Genomic DNA, 16,380 nt, shown 5'->3' with positions numbered 1-16,380 from the left:
ACGCGCGCAAGCATAGCATGCGGCGCCCCGGTGGGCGACTACTTCAGCGTGGTGCGCGAAAACGCCACTGCGTCCAGGCAAAGAACGCACTGCCGACAAGTGCTAAGACCGCCCCGCTCAGGCCGATGAGGGCGAGGTCGCCGTGCTGCATCACCAGTCGCCCGATGAGCGCACCGCCGCCGATACCGATGTTGTAAATGCCGGAGAAGATGGCAGTGGCGACATCGGTTGCGTCCGGCGCAAAGTGCAGTACGCGCACCATCAGCGCGAGGCTGAGGGCGGCGATGCCGATGCCCCAGCAGAAGACCAGCGCAAACAACGCCAGCGGCGACGCCCCCAACGGGCGTAATAACAGCAGGGAAGCGCAGAGCAGCACGATGGCACAGGTGAGGAAGCGCGTCGGCATGCGCGCGTGCAGGCGGGCGAAGAGCACGCTCGCCACCATGCCGGAGAGGCCGAAGACGAGAAGCAGTGCCGTCGTCGCCCCTTCGCCGAGATGGCTGAATTGGCGGGCAAACGGTTCGATGTAGCTGTAAGCGGTGAAATGGGCGGCGATGATGAGGGCGGTGAAGGCGTAGAGGCCAAGCAGCAACGGGCGGCGCGCTAGCAGAGGCAGGCTGGTGACGGAACCTGCGTTGCGGCTGGGCAGGCGCGGCAGCAGCAGAAAAACGGCGAGCATTACGGCGGCGGCTGCGACGGCGATCAGAGCAAAGGTGGTGCGCCAGCCGAGCACTTGCCCGATCAGACGGCCAAGCGGCAGACCCAGCACCGTCGCCAGCGCCGTACCCATCGACAGCCAGCCGATAGCCTGTTGCTGTTTACCCGGCGGCGCAAGGCGCACCACCAGCGCGGTGGTAATCGCCCAAAACACCGCATGCGCCAGTGCCACGCCGATGCGCGAGACAAGCAGGACACCGAAATTCCACGCCAACGCGCTGAGTGCATGGCTGGCGATAAAAAGAGCAAAGAGGGCGAGCAGCAGGCCGCGCCGTTCCCGCTGTGCTACCAGCAGCATACAGGGCAGAGAGGCAAGCGACACGATCCAGGCATACACCGTCAGCATCACCCCGGTCTGCGCCGCGCTCATGCCGAAGCCGGCGCCGATGTCGGAGAGCAGCGCGATGGGGATAAATTCGGTGGTATTGAAGATAAAGGCGGCAACGGCGAGGGTCAGTACGCGCGACCAAGCGAGGCGGTGCGCAGTGTGATGTAGAGGCATGGGAGCACTGTGTTCAAGTGGCATTATTGTTCTCCTGAGCGGAAGGGACGTGGGAAATGGATGGCGCTGTCGCGCTGTGCCAGACGGTAGCCCATCGCATTGCGGCCGAAGCCACCGCTGGTCATGCCGTCTTCGACCAGGAGCCCCGCATCCAGGGTGCGCTTGCGGAAGGCGCTTTTGTCGAGCGCCCTGCCGAGGATGGTTTCATAAACGCGCTGCAACTGCGGCAGGGTGAACGGCTCCGCCAGCAGGAAGGCGGGCAGCGAAGTGTATTCCACTTTGCTGCGCAGACGCGCCAGGGCGGTGCGCAGAATGTCGTTGTGGTCAAAGGCCAAGGGCTGCGCGCAGGCGGTATCAGCCTGCGGCCAGGCGGCGGCATCGGGCGGCGGTGGCACCAGGGCGAAATAAACGTGTGTCGCCGTCCAGCCGCGCGGATCGCGGCTGGCACTGCCCCAGCTGCCGAGCTGTTCCAGATAGGGGGCGGCGAAGCCGGTTTTCTCGCGCAGTTTGCGCAGGGCGCAGTCGTAGAGGGTGGCGTCTTGCGCGATGTCGATATAGCCGCCGGGCAGACAGGGCGTGGCGGGGTAGGGCTCGCTGGGATCGGGCGGACGGCGGCTGAGGAGGACGCGCAAGGCACCGTCGGCGACGGTGAAAATCACCACATCGACGGTGGTGTACGGTTGTGGGAAAGCGGTCGGGGTCATAACAGGATAGCGGTAGAAAACAGGGGTGGTATTCTACAACTCCCCATTCCCATCAGGAGCCTCCCATGATCCCTACCATTCCCGCCGAGCACATAATCTATGCCATGTCGCCGCAAAACCCGCCCGTGCTGCGTGTGGCAGACGGCAGTCGTGTCCGCTTCGAGACCTGCGACTGTTTTACCGACCAGATTCAGCAGCCCGGCGACACCTTCGAGCAACTGGACTGGAACCGCATCAATCCGGCGACTGGGCCGCTTTACATCGAAGGTGCCGAGCCGGGTGACACCCTGCGCGTGCATATCCACCGCATCGAGCTGGACAAGCGCGCGGTGCTGGCGACCCTGCCCGGCGCGGGTGTGGCGGGAGCGCGTCTGACGGCCGGACGCATCGACTTTGTGCCGGTGGCGGAGGATCACGTCGTGCTCTTCGATACACTGCGTCTGCCGCGCAATCCGATGATTGGTGTCATCGGCACCGCACCTGCCGGAGAAGCAGTCAGCTGCGGCACGCCGGATGCGCATGGCGGCAATATGGACACCAAAATCATCAGCGAGGGCACAACCCTGCTCCTGCCGGTCAACGTGGCGGGTGCGCTGCTGGCGATGGGCGATTTGCACGCGGCGATGGGCGACGGCGAAGTTGGCGTCTCCGGCCTGGAAATCAAGGGCGTGGTTGAGGTGGAAGTGCACGTCATCAAAGGCCGCCCCTATCCGCTGCCGTTGGCGGTCACGACCGATGCCTGCCACACCATTGCCTCCGCCCCGACACTGGATCAAGCGGCGGAAATGGCGACGCTGATGATGAGCGATCTGCTCTGCGCCCACGGCGGGCTGGATGCCAATCGCGCGATCGCCCTGCAAAGCATCGCTGGCGACGTACATATCTGCCAGATGGTTGACCCGAACCGCACCTGCCGCTTCACCCTGCCGCGCACGGTGTGCGAAACCCTGGGGATTGCGTTGCCGTAAAGCGGCCTTTATGCCTCGGTATGGTTAAACATCTAAAAAATCGTAACGGCGTTGCGTCGCCTTGCCGTACTACCTGTACTGTCTGCGGCAACGCGCCTTGTTACGCTTTTTTATCTATTCAACCATATCGCTTCGTAAGCCACAGCGCTGGGCGATGAAAAAGGCTAGGGCAGGTGCCAAGCGGCATAAATACTGGCTCCGCCAAGCGGTGCAAATACTGGCCTCGCTAAGCGGGATAGATGCTGGGGGTCGCGAAATTGCTTTTGCCGCTGCGCGGTTTTTCTCAACCCTCTCCCCAAACCCCTCCCCCACTGGGGGAGGGGCTTTTTTCGTGCGGGTTTTAGGTTTGGGTATGCGCCAAGCGGCGTAAATGCTGGCCTCGCCAAGCGGCATAAATACTGAGCCCGCCAAGCGGCGTAAGTGCCGGCTCCGTCAGCATGTCAGGCGTTCTTTTTTGTCCGCTTTGCTTTGGCAGTGGTTTTTTTCGCTGCTTTTTCTGTTTTGGCAACTTTTGCCGCTGTTTTTGTAGCTTTTGCCGCTTTTTCCGCAGTCTTCGCGGCTTTTGCCGCTTTGGCGGGTTTTGCTGCTTTTTCCGCAGTCTTCGCGGCTTTAGCTGCCTTGGCGGGTTTTGCCGCTTTTTCCGCAGTCTTCGCGGCTTTAGCTGCCTTGGCGGGTTTCGCTGCTTTTTCTGCGGTCTTCGCGGCTTTAGCCGCCTTGGCGGGTTTTGCCGCTTTTTCCGCAGTCTTCGCGGCTTTGGCCGCTTTAGCCGGTTTTGCTGCTTTTTCTGCGGTCTTCGCGGCTTTCTCCGCTTTGGCGGGTTTGGTCGCTTTTTCCGCAGTCTTCGTGTCTTTGGCGGCTTTCGCGGTTTTTGTCGCTTGTGCGGGTTCTGTTGTTTTAGCCGCCGGCGTTGTTGTCTGGGCAGGCGGGGCAGCGGTTTTGCCGCGTTTTTTGCCGCCGCCGAGTGCTTTGCCCTGGTGGGCGATGAGTTCGAAGTCGATTTTGCGGTCTTCGAGATCGACTTTGGCAACCTGGATTTCGACTTCGTCCATCAGCGCGAAGCGGTAGCCGCTGCGTTCGCCGGTGAGGGTGAAGGTGTCGCTGTGGTAGTGGTAGTAGTCGTTGGTCAGGGTCGAGACGTGGACGAGGCCGTCGATGCCGAGGTCGTCCAGGGCCACGAAGAAGCCGAAGTTGGTGATGCCGGCGATGCGGCCATGGTAGTGCTCGCCGATGCGGTGGCTCATGAATTCGCATTTGAGGAAGTCCATGGCGTCGCGGGTGGCTTCGTCGGCACGGCGTTCGGTCATCGAGCAGTGTTTGCCTTTTTCGACCATGCTTTCGGCGCTGTACGGGTAGTCTTCGCGGCTGCCGCCGTGCAGGTGGTGGCGGATGGCGCGGTGCACGAGCAGGTCGGGGTAGCGGCGGATGGGCGAGGTGAAGTGCGCGTAGTGTTCGAGCGCGAGGCCGAAGTGGCCACGGTTGTCCGGGACGTAGATGGCCTGGCTCATGCTGCGCAGTACCATGGTTTCGATTTGGGCGTAGTCGGGGCGTTCGGCGCAGCGGGTGAGCAGTTCGGAGAATTGTTGCGGGGTGGCGCTTTCTGTTCCGCCCTGCCAGCGGATGCCGCGTTTGCCAAGGAAGTCGATAAGGCGGGCGAGGCGTTCTTCGCTGGGGTCGTCGTGGACGCGGTAGAGGGCGGGGATTTTGTGTTTGCCGATGGTTTTTGCCGCGCAGATGTTTGCCGCAATCATGCATTCTTCGATGAGGCGGTGCGATTCGAGGCGTTCGCGGGTTTTGATGGTTTCGATTTTGCCTTCACTGTCGTAGATAAATTCGGGCTCGGCGGCGTGGAAGTCGATGACGCTGCGCGCTTCTCTGGCGGCGTGCAGGATCTGGTACACGCTTTTCAGGGTGTCGAGCGGGCGGGCGAGTTTGGCGAAGCTGTCACGCAGCTGGGTGTTGTCGGCAAAGAGGATTTCTTCGACGGTTTCGTAGGTGAGGCGGGCGTGCGAGTGGATGACGGCGTCGTGGAAGGCGCTGCGCTTGATGCTGCCGTCCGGCGCGAGGGTGATTTCGCAGACCATCGCCAGGCGGTCCACGTCGGGGTTGAGCGAGCAGAGGCCGTTGGAGAGTTTTTCCGGCAGCATCGGGATAACGCGGTCGGGGAAGTACACGGAGGTCCCCCGGTTGTAGGCTTCCACGTCGAGCGGGCTGTCGGGGCGGACGTAGTGGGCGACGTCGGCAATGGCGACGTAGAGGCGGTAGTTGCTGCCACGTTTTTCGGCATAGACGGCGTCATCGAAGTCGCGCGCGGTGATGCCGTCGATGGTAACGAAGGGCAGGTGGCGCAGGTCGAGGCGGTTGTCATAGTCTTCCGCTTGCAGTTCGTCGGGCAGGCGTTCGCTTTCGGCGAGGACGTCGGCGGGGAATTCGGCGGGGATGTTGTGGTTTTCGATGGCGATATCGGTTTCCATGCCGGCCGACATGGCTTCGCCGAGGACGGCGATGATTTTGCCGATGGGCTGCCGGTAGCGCGAGGGGTAGGCGGTGATTTCGCCGATGACGACTTGTCCCGCCTTACCGCCGCCGAGTTCGCCCGCCGGTATGAGCATGTGCTGGGTCAGGCGGCGGTTTTCCGGGACGAGGGTCCACACGCCATGTTGTACGGCGAGTTTGCCGACGATGCGCTTTTGTGCGCGTTCGAGGATTTCCACCGGCGCGTAGTCTTTGCGACCGCTGTCGTCTTCATGTTTGACGCGGGCAAGGATTTTGTCGCCGTGCATGAGTTCGGCCATGTATTTGGGCGGGATGAAGCCGTCCGGTTCGCCGCTTTCCGGGCTGAGGAAGCCGTAGCCTTCCTGGTGGGCGATGACGAAGCCGGCGATGAGATCCATTTTGCGGGTCACGCCGTAGCGGCCCTGGCGGTTGCACATGAGCTGTCCGGCACTGAGCATGGCTTTTAGGCGGTATTGCAGGCGGTCGGCTTCTTCGCTGTCCATGGCGAAGGCTTTGGTGATTTGCGTGAAGGTGAGCGGTTTGCCCTGCGCTTCCAGCCAGCTGAGGATGTATTCGCGGCTGGGCAGGGGGTTCGCGCCGTATTTGCGTTGTTCGCGGGCGTGATAGGGGTCTTCCGTCCGCCAGTTTTTTGCGTTTTTCATGGTGTTTCTATGGGTGTTGGCGATGGGTTAGGTGGTTTTGATGCGCCACGGCCATTCCTGCCCCGCCAAGAAGGGGACGACTTCGTCGTCGCCGTAGGGCAGGGTTTCCGGGAAGGTTTGCGGGCAGCGCTCGACGGTGATTTCGCCGGTGTTGTAGGGCAGGCCGTAGTAGTCGGCGCCGTGTCTGGCGGCGAAGGCCGGCAGTTTGTCGAGCGCGCCGGCCTGTTCGAAGGCGGCAGCGTAGAGCGGCAGGGTAGCGTGGGCAGTGTAGCAGCCGGCGCAGCCGCAGGCGTTTTCTTTGGCGTGGCGCGGGTGTGGCGCGCTGTCTGTGCCCATGAAGTAGCGGGAATCACCGCTGGCGATGGCGGCAAGTAGCGCTTGGCGGTCGGCTTCGGTTTTGAGGATAGGCAGGCAGTAGTAGTGCGGTTTCAGGCCGCCGACGAGCAGGGCGTTGCGGTTGTAGAGGAGGTGGTGCGCGGTGATGGTGGCGGCGAGGTTGTCGCGCTGGTTTTGGATGTAGGCGACGGCGTGTGCGGTGGTGATGTGTTCGAGGACGATGCGCAGGCGCGGGAAGCGGCGGCGCAGTGGCTCCAGGGTGCTGTCGATGAAGGTGGCTTCGCGGTCGAAGATGTCCACGCCGTCGGTCGTGACTTCGCCGTGGATGAGGAGCAGCAGTCCCGCCTGTTGCATCGCTTCCAGGATGGGGTCGAGTTTTTGTGGGTCGGCGACGCCTTGGGCGGAGTTGGTGGTCGCGCCTTTGGGATACCATTTGATGGCGACGACGCCCGCCGTTTTCGCCGCCAGCACGGTTTCCGGGGTGAGGCTGTCGCTGAGGTATAGGCTCATCAGCGGGGTGAAGGTTTTGTCCGCCGGGATGTGGGCGAGGATGCGCTCGCGGTAGGCGGTGACGGCGTCCAAGGTATCCACGGCGGGGGTGAGGTTGGGCATGATGAGCGCACGCGCGCATTGGGCGGCGGCGTCGGGGACGGTGCGGGTCAGGGCGGCGCCGTCGCGCAGGTGGATGTGCAGGTCGTCCGGGGTGGGGAGGGTGAGGGTTTGCATGGGGTTTCCTGTTTTTTGGGGATAAAGGTGCGGGATGATGGTCTTTTTATTCCGCCCGGTTCGGTTGCAGTTTGCTGGCGAGCCAGATGGTGGTGGCGGCGAGGATGAGCGCGCTGCCGACGGCGAGGCGGATGCCGCCCAGCATGGTTTGTTGTACCGTGGCGGCGGTGCTGAGTTTTTCGCCGATGTTGGTCGCGCCGATGAAGTAGGCCGCGCCCATCGCGCCCGCGATCGGGTTGAGGGTGGCGATGATGGCGGCGCCGTGCGGGTTGAGCGCTTTGGGCAGGGCGTTCAGGCCGTGGGTTTCGCCGGTGACGCAGGCGGCGCCGGCGACGGTGAGCAGGGTGAAGGTGGCGGAGAGGGCGATCACCTGGGTTTCCAGCCGCAGCAGCAACCACAGTACGACCAGCAGGGCAGTCAGCAGGATGGTGGCGGGCAGTACGGTGAAGCGCCCGCCCTTGCGGTCAAGCAGGCGGCCAAGCAGCGGCGCGGCGATGACTTCGGCGATGCTGGCGGGCAGCAGGATGAGGCCGGTAATGGTGCCGCTGAGCAGCAGCACCTGCTGGGTGTAGATGGGGATGAGCAGTTCGAGGCCGAGGAAGAGGAAGGAGACGCTGGCGAGGATGATGACGCTGTAGCGGAACTGGGCGTAGCCGAAGGCACGCAGGTTGAGCAGCGGCACGTCGATGCGGTGTTGCCGCCGCACGAAGACGCCAATCAGCAGCAGCGCGCCGATGGCGAGTGCGGCAAAGGTTGTAGCGCCCAGGTGGGCGAAGTTGCTGCAGGCATAGACCAGTCCGCCGAAGCCCGCGACGGACAGCGCCGCCGAGGGCAGGTCGATTTTCGGACGGCTGATGCTGCTCAGGTTTTCGTTGAGGGTTTTGCCGACCAGCAGCATCGCCGCCAGGATGAACGGAGCGGTGAAGGCAAAGAGGACGCGCCAGTGGCTGTGGTCGATGATGATGCCGGAGACGGTCGGGCCGATGGCGGGGGCGACGGTGAACATCATGGTGATGACGCCCATTGCGGTGCCGCGCCGCCGGGGCGGGTAGATGGCGAGGATGCCGTTGAACAGCAGCGGCACGAAGCAGGCGGCGGCGATGGCCTGCACCAGCCGCCCGGCGAGGAGGACGGCGAAGGTCGGCGCGCAGGCGCAGACGAGTGAGCCGGCGAGGAAGGTCGCCTGGGTGATGAGCACCATTTTGCGGGTTTCTGTCCGCTGGATGAGTCTGGCGGTGATGGGGGTGAAGGCGCCCATTACCAGCAGAAAGCCGGTGGTCAGCCATTGCACGGTGGTTTTGTCCACGGCGAAGTCGTGCATGATCGGGGTGAGGGCGACGTTGAGCAGGGTGTCGTTGAGGTAGCCGAAGAAGGCGCCAACGAAGAGGGCGGCGACGATGGTTTTGGCGGGAAAGCCGGGGCGGTCGGCGAGGTATTCGTGTTCAGTGGTGGCGTCGGCGGTGGTGTGCATGGTGTTTTGCGACGGGTTAAAGGGGCGGTGGCACGGGGGTTGCGGCGGCGGCGTCAGGTACGGTGCGGGCGAGGGCGGCGCCGTCGCGCAGGTGGATGTGCAGGTCGTCCGGGGTGGGGAGGGTTAGGGTTTGGGTCATGTTCGGGTTCCGATTGGGGATTCAGTTGTGTTCGTTGCGGTTGAACCAGTGTCGCTGGCGCATGCGGGTGATGTCATCGGCGTCGCTGTTGCGCTGGATGAGGCAGGTGTCGAGTGAGGTGGGTTCGAGGGTGAAGGCGATGGCGTGCAGGACGTTGTCGCGGAAGATGTGCAGCACGGCGGCGTTGCCCGGTGCGGCGTAGCGCAGGTGGCGCGCCAGTTGGGCGTCGTCGGCGCGGTAGCCGTTCACGGCGATCAGCTGGTCATCCATGGCGATGCCCGCCAGCGCCGCCGGGCTGGTGTCGTCAATGCGGGTCACGTGGTAATGGTTTCCGTGTTTTTGCCAGCGGATGCCGGGGTCGCTCTGGTAGCGCTGCGCGGTGGGCACGTCGCTGCCGAGGTCGCCGTTGCTGGCGGCGGGCAGCATGTGGATGGTGAGGCCGATGTATGCGGCGGCTTCGTCAAGCGGCAGCGGGTCGGTGCTGTGTACGAGGCGGCGGAGGAAGCCGCGCAGCGGGGTTTCGAGGTCTTCCGGCAAGAGGTCGGCGGTCAGGCGGATGAAGCGTTCTTCGTCGATGGCTTCGCCGCTTCTGTGGTAGTCGTGCCAGAGGCGGTGCATGATCATCGGCAGGCTGACGCCGTCTTCGCTGTGTGCGCGCAGGTAGATGTCGAGGCAGAAGGCGGCCAGCGCACCCTGGATGTAGTAGGTGGTGCTGCTGTTCACCGCGTCTTCGCCGCCGTTGTAGAGTTTGGTCCAGGCTTCGTAGCTGGATTGGGCGAGGGTTTGCACGTGCCGCCCCGGCCGCTGGCGGTAACGGGCGATGTCCTGCGCGAGGAGTTCGAGGTAGCTGTGGATGGTGATGACGCCGCTTCTGACCAGCAGCCAGTTGTCGAAGAAGGCGGTGAAGCCTTCGAAGAGCCAGAGCATTTCGGTCGGCTGTTCGTTTTGCAGGTCGTAATGGCGGTATTCGGGCGGGCGCATCGCCTTGATGTTCCAGGTGTGGAAGTATTCGTGCGAGAAGAGGCCAAGCAGTTGGGCGTAGCGGGTGCTGCCCCGGTTGTCCGGCTCGGGCAGGCTGTCGCGCGAGGCCATGAGCAGGGTGGAGCAGCTGTGTTCGAGGCCGCCGTAGAGGTTGTCGCCGAGGTGGAGGAGGAAGGTGTAGCGGTTCATGGACGGCAGGCCGCCAAAGAGCATGACGGCTTCGCGGCAGACGGTCTGCACGTCGCGGCGCAGGCGTTCGTGGTCGTAGTCCCAGCAGCGGCCGCTGATGACGATGTCGTGCGGCACGCCACCGGCGGTGAAGGAAAGGATGGTCAGTTCGTGGGCGAACATGAAGGGGGTGTCGATCATCTGGTCGTAGTTGTCGAACCAGTAGGCACCGTCGCTGTTGGTCTGCGCTCCTGCCACCTGCCAGCCGGCGCGGTGTCCTTCCAGCGCGAGGACGAGACGCTGCGGCAGGTGCTCCATCCCCTCGACGGCGAGGCAGGCACAGCAGGGGTTCAGGATGCCGCGTTCGTGGTCGAGGTAGCAGCCGCGCACGCTGATGTCGCGCGCGTAGATGCTGTATGTGATGAGGAGTTCGTCGCAGTGTTCGGGAACGCTGACCCGCCAGCGCGAGGGCGTTTCGAAGCTATGCGGGATGAGGGTGCCGCCCTGGTCGCGCACGGTGAGACGCGAGAGCAGGCGGGCAAAGTCGCGGCGCATGTAGCTGCCCGGTATCCATATCGGCAGGTAGAAGACGATTTCACTCGCTGCCGCCACCGGCACACGTTGCTGCACGTTGAAGCGGTGTCCGCCGGGCGCAGGAGCAACTTGGAAAGAGATAACGGAAGCTGACATAATGACCTCAGAAGCGAAGTTAAGCTGCGTTATCTTACCATTTGCGCTATCTGCGGCTTGAAAAAAGCCCTGCCGCCGCCATGTCTGCGCCAGTCTTCCCGAAGAATTGCCATGAGCCCCCAACACGATTTTGATACCGATACCGACACCCTGACCGCCGACCCTGAACTCGACGAACCCCGCCTGTTTGAAGTTGTCCTCCTGAACGACGATTACACCACGATGGAATTTGTTATTGATGTGCTGATGCGTTTCTTCCGCAAAAACTACACCGAAGCCGAAAACATCATGTGGCAAGTGCACGAAAAAGGCAGCGGCGTTTGCGGTATCTACCCGTATGAAATTGCCGAAAGCAAAGTCAACCAAGTCATTGAACACGCGCGCAGTCACAACTTCCCGCTACTGTGCGTGCTGCGACCCCATTAAAGGAGAAGGAGAAACCCCATGCTATCCACCGCCCTGGAAAAAGCCGTTGACCGCGCTTATCACAGCGCGCAAAGCGCCAACCACGAATTTCTCACCCTCGAACACCTGCTGCTCGCGCTCTTGGACGAACGCAGCGTCGTCGACGCCTTGCTCACCTTCGGCGTGGACCTCGCCAAACTGCGCGAACAACTCAACAAATACCTGAACGAACACTGCCCGCAATTCCCGCAGGACAACAGTGGCCGCGTTACCCAGCCGACCACCGCCTTCCAGCGCATGATCCAGCGCGCCGTGCTGCACGCGCGCAACGCCGGCAAACAGGAAGTCAGCTGCCTGAACGCGCTTGTCGCCATCATCAGCGAACGCGACAGCTACGCCGCCTACTTCCTGCGCCAACAAGAAGTTGAACGCCTCGACCTCGTCAACTACATCACCCACGGCGGCGCCCAGCCTGCCAAAGAAAGCGAAGAAGCGAAAGAAGGCGAAGAAAACGAAGGGCCGCGCAAATCTGCCATAAGCGAATTCACCAACAACCTCAACCAGCGCGCCCAGGAAGGCCGCATCGACCCGCTCATTGGGCGCAGTCGCGAAATCGAGCGCACCATCCAGACCCTCTGCCGCCGCCGCAAAAACAACCCCATCCTCGTCGGCGAAGCGGGCGTGGGCAAAACCGCCATCGCCGAAGGCCTTGCCAAAGCCATCGTCGAAGGCGACGTGCCGCCCATCCTCAAAAACGCCACCATCTACAGCCTCGACATCGGCTCGCTGCTCGCCGGCACCAAATACCGGGGCGACTTCGAAAACCGCATCAAAGCCCTGCTCAAAGAACTGCGCGCCATCCCCGACGCCATCCTCTTTATCGACGAAATCCACACCATCATCGGCGCGGGCTCGGCAAACAGCAGCAGCATGGACGCCTCCAACCTCATCAAACCGGCGCTGGCGAATGGCGAACTGCGCTGCATCGGCGCCACCACCGACAAAGAATACCGGCAAATCTTCGAAAAAGACCACGCGCTGGCCCGCCGCTTCCAGAAAGTGGACATCGTCGAACCCGCCATTGACGACGCCATCGCCATCCTGCAAGGTCTCGTGCCGCGCTACGAAGACTTCCACCACATCCGCTACAGCATGGAAGCCATCGAAGCCGCCGTGCGCCTCTCCGACCGCTACATCAACGACCGCCGCCTGCCGGACAAAGCCATCGATCTCATCGACGAAGCCGGCGCGCGCCAGCACCTCATCCCCGAAGCCGAACGCGGCGACACCATTGACGCCCTCACCATTGAAAAACTCATCGCCAGTGTCGCGCGCATCCCGGAAAAAAGCGTCAACAAAGACGACCGCAACCAGCTCAAAACCCTCGAACGCGACCTGAAAACCGTCGTCTTCGGCCAGGACGACGCCATCGAACACCTCGCTGCCGCCATCAAACTGAGCCGCGCCGGCCTGCGAGATAACGAAAAACCCATCGGCAGCTTCCTCTTTACCGGTCCGACCGGCGTCGGCAAAACCGAAGTCTGCCGCCAACTCGCGCACGTCCTCGGCATCAAACTGCTGCGCTTCGACATGAGCGAATACATGGAAGCGCATACCGTCAGCCGCCTTATCGGCGCCCCGCCCGGCTACGTTGGCCACGAACAGGCAGGCCTGCTCACCAACCAGATCCAGAAAAACCCGCATGCCGTGCTGCTTTTGGACGAAATCGAAAAAGCCCACCCCGATATCATGAACCTGCTGCTGCAAATCATGGACCACGGCATGGTGACCGATGCGACCGGGCGCGAAATCAACTGCCGCAACCTCATCATCATCCTCACCAGCAACGTCGGCGCCTTCGAAATGGAAAAAAACCGCATCGGCTTCGCCGCCGCGAACAACAAAGAAAGCAGCGACGCCCAGGCCGAAGCCGCCGTCAAACGCCATTTCACCCCCGAATTCAGGAACCGCCTGGACGCCATCATCCGCTTTGCCCCGCTGGGTAACGAAGCCATTCGTCACGTCATCGACAAATTCATCATCGAACTCGAACAACAGCTGGAAGACAAACACGTCAGCATCAGCCTCGAAGAAAGCGCCAAAGACTGGCTGGCCAAACACGGCTACGACCCAAAAATGGGCGCACGACCGATGGCCCGCCTTATCCAGAAACACATCAAACAGCCGCTGGCCGAACAACTGCTCTTCGGCGAACTAGCCGAGAACGGCGGCCATGTGGACGTGACCATCCGCGACGATGCACCGGCGCTGGTCATTACTGCCGAAACCCCGGCACCGCAAGAAAAAAGCCTGCCGGAACTGTAAATCTGCAACACACCAAGCCCCCGCATAACGGGGGCTTTTTCATAACCTTGCGACGAGTCCGGAAAGCCAGGATTTATCCCGCTTGGCGGCAGTTTGCGAGCCCAGGTTTTATCCCGCTTGGCACACGCTATAGCCAATGCTCTTAATCCTTCATACAAATCTTCCCTGAATCTTGCGCAAATGCGGAAAGATTGGCGTAAATGTCGTATGAAAAAATAAGATGATTAGCTATAAATCCCAAATCTTGCACGAAATAATCCCTTCCCCCGCTTGCGGGGGAAGGTGGCCGAAGGCCGGAAGGGGGAATAAAAAACCAGGATTTATCCCGCTTGACGGCTACCCACGAACCCAGTGTTTATCCCGCTTGGCACACGCTAAATTCCAAATCTTGCACGAAATAATCCCTTCCACCGCTTGCGGGGGACGGGGCTCCCATGAAAAAATGCTCGCATTTTTTTCATGGGTACCCGGGAAGGTGGCCGAAGGCCGGAAGGGGGGAATAAAAAACTAGGATTTATCCCGCTTGACGGCAGTTTGCGAGCACAGTGTTTATCCCGCTTGACGGCTACCCACGAACCCAGTGTTTATCCCGCTTGGCAGCAGTTTGCGAACCCAGCATTTATCCCGCTTGGCGGCAATTTGTGAGCCCAGTGTTTGTCCCGCTTGGCGGCGGTTTGCGAACCCAGGATTTATCCCGCTTGGCGGGCATTTTTCGCCCTACGGACGAACACCCCCACTCTGACCCTTCCCCGCAAGCAGGGGAGGGCATTCGGATGCTTGGTCGGCGTTCGGGAAGCCCGTATTTATCCCGCTTGACAGCCTTCAGGGTGAAGTAAAGCCGGATCGTGTCCGGCTTTTGGTAGGTTGGTTCAGTGTCCGCCGCAGCCGCAGCCGTCTGCCGCCCAGTGTTTTTTCTTCGTGGTCTTGCCGATGCCGGGGTTGAGGCTGTTGGTCGGGTCTTGTGCGCGGTAGAAGTCTGCCAGCGCTTCTTTGGCGTGGTAGAGGTGGCCGACGTTGTGTTCTGCCGGGTATTCCGCGCCTTTGCCGTCGAGGTAGTCAAGCAGCAGGTGTTTGACGGCAGCGGCGTCAGTGCCGGGTTTGAGGATGTAGTCCTGGTGCATGACATGGCAGAAGAAGTGGCCGTAGTAGAGTTTGTGCGCGATGTACTGGTCGATTTCCGGTGGCAGGCGTTCGAACCAGTCGCGTTCGTTGCGGCGCAGGGCGATGTCGAGTGCGAGCAGGTCGCCGACTTGTTTGCCGTGCACGGCGTGGTAGCGGTTTGCGGCGCCGGCAGCAGCGAAGCGGTGCAGGGTCGCCTGTGCGCCTTCGGCGCCGTTGCAGGCGTAGTAGGCGCCGCGTTCGGGGTGGGCGCTAAAGTATTCGTCGAGGTAGGCGGCGGCTTCGTCCACACCGCCATCAGCCATTTTCAGGATGAGGTGGTGTTCGTATTTTTGGTGCATGTCGCGCATGAAGGCGGGCAGGTGCGAGGGCAGGGCGTCGGTGATGCACTGAATCAGGCGGTCGCTGCTTGCCGTCGGCAGGTGCAGTTTGGCCGCCCAGCGGTCAAAGGTGTTTTTCCAGCGGAAGAAGCGCGGGATGTGTTTGCTGCCAAGGCGGTCGATGACGAGGTAGGTGTCGCGGCCGTAGCGTTCGGCGATGTCGTAGCAGTCGCGGTGCATGTATTCGCCGGAAACGGGCAGGTTTTTGAAGGTGCCGAGGATGTGGCGGCGCAGCTCGGTGAGGGTGTCGGGGTCGTGGGCGCCGATGTAGTAGGTTTGTTGGCGCGCGGGTTTGGCAAAGGTGTCGATGCGCACGGCGAAGACGATGAGGCGGCCTGCCGAGCCGGAGGCCTCAAAGAGGCGGCGGCCGTCGTTGTTGTAGCGCGCGGGGGTGTCGGCGTCGATGTCGCGCACGCGGGTCTGGTATTCGTGGTCGGAGGTTTGGCCACTGGCGGGCTGGATGTCAGCGTCCGTGTAGTCGCCGTTTTGCAGGCGGTTGAGCAGGGCTTCGGGGTGGCTGCCGAGGTCAAGGCCGAGGTGGTTGATGAGTTCGAGTTCGCCGTTTTCGTTCAGGCGGGCGTAGGCGGCCATTTCGGTGTAGGCGGGGCCGCGATGGATGAGCGCGCCGCCGCTGTTGTTGCAGATGCCGCCAATGATGGAGGCGCCAATGCAGGAGGAACCGATGACGCTGTGCGGTTCGCGGCCAATGGCGGCAAGGGCGTCTTCGAGTTCGTAGAGGGTGGAGCCAGGCAGGGCGATGGCCTGTTCGCCGTTTTCGATGAGGCGGATGCCTTTCAGGCGGCGCGTGGAGACGAGGACGACAGGGCGGTCGTAGTCGCCGTAGGGGGAGGAACCGCCGGTGAGGCCGGTGTTGCTCGCCTGCATGATGATGATGAGGTCGTGCGCAACGCAGGTTTCGGCGATTTGCCAGAGTTGGTAGAGGGTTTGTGGCTGGACAACGGCAAGCACGTCGCCTTCGCCGTAGCGGATGCCTTTGCGGTAGGGCACGGTTTTTGCCGGATCGGTGATGGTGTGGCGTTTGCCAACGATGGTGCGGAAGTCGGCGAGGGCAGGGTGGTTGGCGGTTGGTTTTTTCATGGGAGATTCCTGTTGCGGTGGGGTTATTTCAGTCCTGCCTTGTCCAGCCCCATGATGTTGTCCATCCCCCCGGCGGGGGTAGCGAAGGCGGCGTTGAGGCGGTTCCAGGTGTTGATGGTGTTGATGACGTGGGTGAGGGCGACCAGTTCTTCTTCGTCGAAATGGGCGCGCACGGCAGCGTAATCGGCATCGCTGACATGGTGGTCAGCCAGGCGGGTGAGGGTTTCCGCCCATTGCAGCGCGGCGCGCTCTTTGTCATTGAACAGGGCGGATTCGCGCCAGACGGGCAGGTGGTAGAGACGCAGTTCGCGCTCACCGTGCAGTTTGGCTTCTTTGACGTGCATATCAACGCAGAAGACGCAGCCGTTGATTTGCGAGACGCGGATTTTGATGAGGTCTTTGAGGGGGTTATCCAGTTTGAGGCTGGCTTCGAGGGCGAGCAGTGCCTGGTAGGTGGCAGTTGCGTATTGGGAGTAATGCAGGCGCATGGTGATTT

General features: G+C 62.1%; 12 protein-coding genes. 3 read left to right on the top strand and 9 right to left on the bottom strand.

The window, feature by feature from the left end; translation table 11 throughout:
- Positions 1–43: 43 nt before the first annotated feature.
- Positions 44–1,243 (bottom strand): sugar transporter, encoded by a 1,200-nt coding sequence (locus LG374_RS00615; RefSeq protein WP_225755885.1) that lies wholly within the window; start codon positions 1,241–1,243, stop codon positions 44–46.
- A complete protein-coding gene (locus LG374_RS00610; RefSeq protein WP_225755884.1) occupies positions 1,243–1,923 on the bottom strand; it encodes an NUDIX domain-containing protein in 681 nt (226 codons plus the stop codon). The genes LG374_RS00615 and LG374_RS00610 overlap by 1 nt, the downstream gene beginning before the upstream one ends.
- A 65-nt stretch (positions 1,924–1,988) precedes the next feature.
- On the opposite strand from LG374_RS00610, the gene LG374_RS00605 reads away from it, so the two are divergent.
- Entirely contained in the window at positions 1,989–2,891 is a 903-nt protein-coding gene (locus LG374_RS00605) for an acetamidase/formamidase family protein (protein WP_225755883.1), read from the top strand.
- Between the two features lie 440 nt (positions 2,892–3,331).
- Here the strand turns inward: LG374_RS00605 and rnr are convergent, their stop codons facing one another.
- From rnr to LG374_RS00585, 5 genes are read right to left on the bottom strand one after another with little or no spacing between them, the layout of a single operon-like run.
- Positions 3,332–6,046: a ribonuclease R gene (rnr, locus tag LG374_RS00600; RefSeq protein ID WP_225755882.1), complete on the bottom strand. Its 2,715-nt coding sequence runs from the start codon at positions 6,044–6,046 to the stop codon at positions 3,332–3,334.
- 27 nt (positions 6,047–6,073) lie between these two features.
- Complete coding sequence (gene pyrC / locus LG374_RS00595; protein ID WP_225755881.1) at positions 6,074–7,108, bottom strand: dihydroorotase; 1,035 nt, start codon at positions 7,106–7,108, stop codon at positions 6,074–6,076.
- Positions 7,109–7,154: 46 nt separating this feature from the next.
- Positions 7,155–8,579, bottom strand: a complete 1,425-nt coding sequence (locus LG374_RS00590; protein WP_225755880.1) for an MFS transporter — start codon at positions 8,577–8,579, stop codon at positions 7,155–7,157.
- 16 nt (positions 8,580–8,595) lie between these two features.
- A complete protein-coding gene (locus LG374_RS12380) occupies positions 8,596–8,718 on the bottom strand; it encodes a hypothetical protein (protein WP_255594338.1) in 123 nt (40 codons plus the stop codon).
- 21 nt (positions 8,719–8,739) lie between these two features.
- Positions 8,740–10,557, bottom strand: a complete 1,818-nt coding sequence (locus LG374_RS00585; protein ID WP_225755879.1) for a M61 family metallopeptidase — start codon at positions 10,555–10,557, stop codon at positions 8,740–8,742.
- A gap of 111 nt (positions 10,558–10,668) precedes the next feature.
- Between LG374_RS00585 and clpS the strand changes: the two genes are divergently transcribed.
- Complete coding sequence (gene clpS / locus LG374_RS00580) at positions 10,669–10,983, top strand: ATP-dependent Clp protease adapter ClpS (protein ID WP_225755878.1); 315 nt, start codon at positions 10,669–10,671, stop codon at positions 10,981–10,983.
- An 18-nt stretch (positions 10,984–11,001) separates the two neighbouring features.
- The gene (gene clpA, locus LG374_RS00575) at positions 11,002–13,287 is read left to right on the top strand and encodes an ATP-dependent Clp protease ATP-binding subunit ClpA (RefSeq protein WP_225755877.1); all 2,286 of its coding nucleotides are present in this window, start codon (positions 11,002–11,004) and stop codon (positions 13,285–13,287) included.
- A gap of 869 nt (positions 13,288–14,156) precedes the next feature.
- Here the strand turns inward: clpA and dld are convergent.
- Entirely contained in the window at positions 14,157–15,884 is a 1,728-nt protein-coding gene (gene dld / locus LG374_RS00570) for a D-lactate dehydrogenase (protein WP_225755876.1), read from the bottom strand.
- 23 nt (positions 15,885–15,907) lie between these two features.
- A complete protein-coding gene (locus LG374_RS00565; protein WP_225755875.1) occupies positions 15,908–16,372 on the bottom strand; it encodes a carboxymuconolactone decarboxylase family protein in 465 nt (154 codons plus the stop codon).
- Positions 16,373–16,380 lie beyond the last annotated feature (8 nt).

Source organism: Cardiobacterium sp. Marseille-Q4385 (genome assembly GCF_916618745.1).
Classification (GTDB): domain Bacteria; phylum Pseudomonadota; class Gammaproteobacteria; order Cardiobacteriales; family Cardiobacteriaceae; genus Cardiobacterium.
The sequence above is the reverse complement of the archived record's forward strand: the minus strand, read 5'-3'. Positions and strand labels throughout refer to the sequence as shown.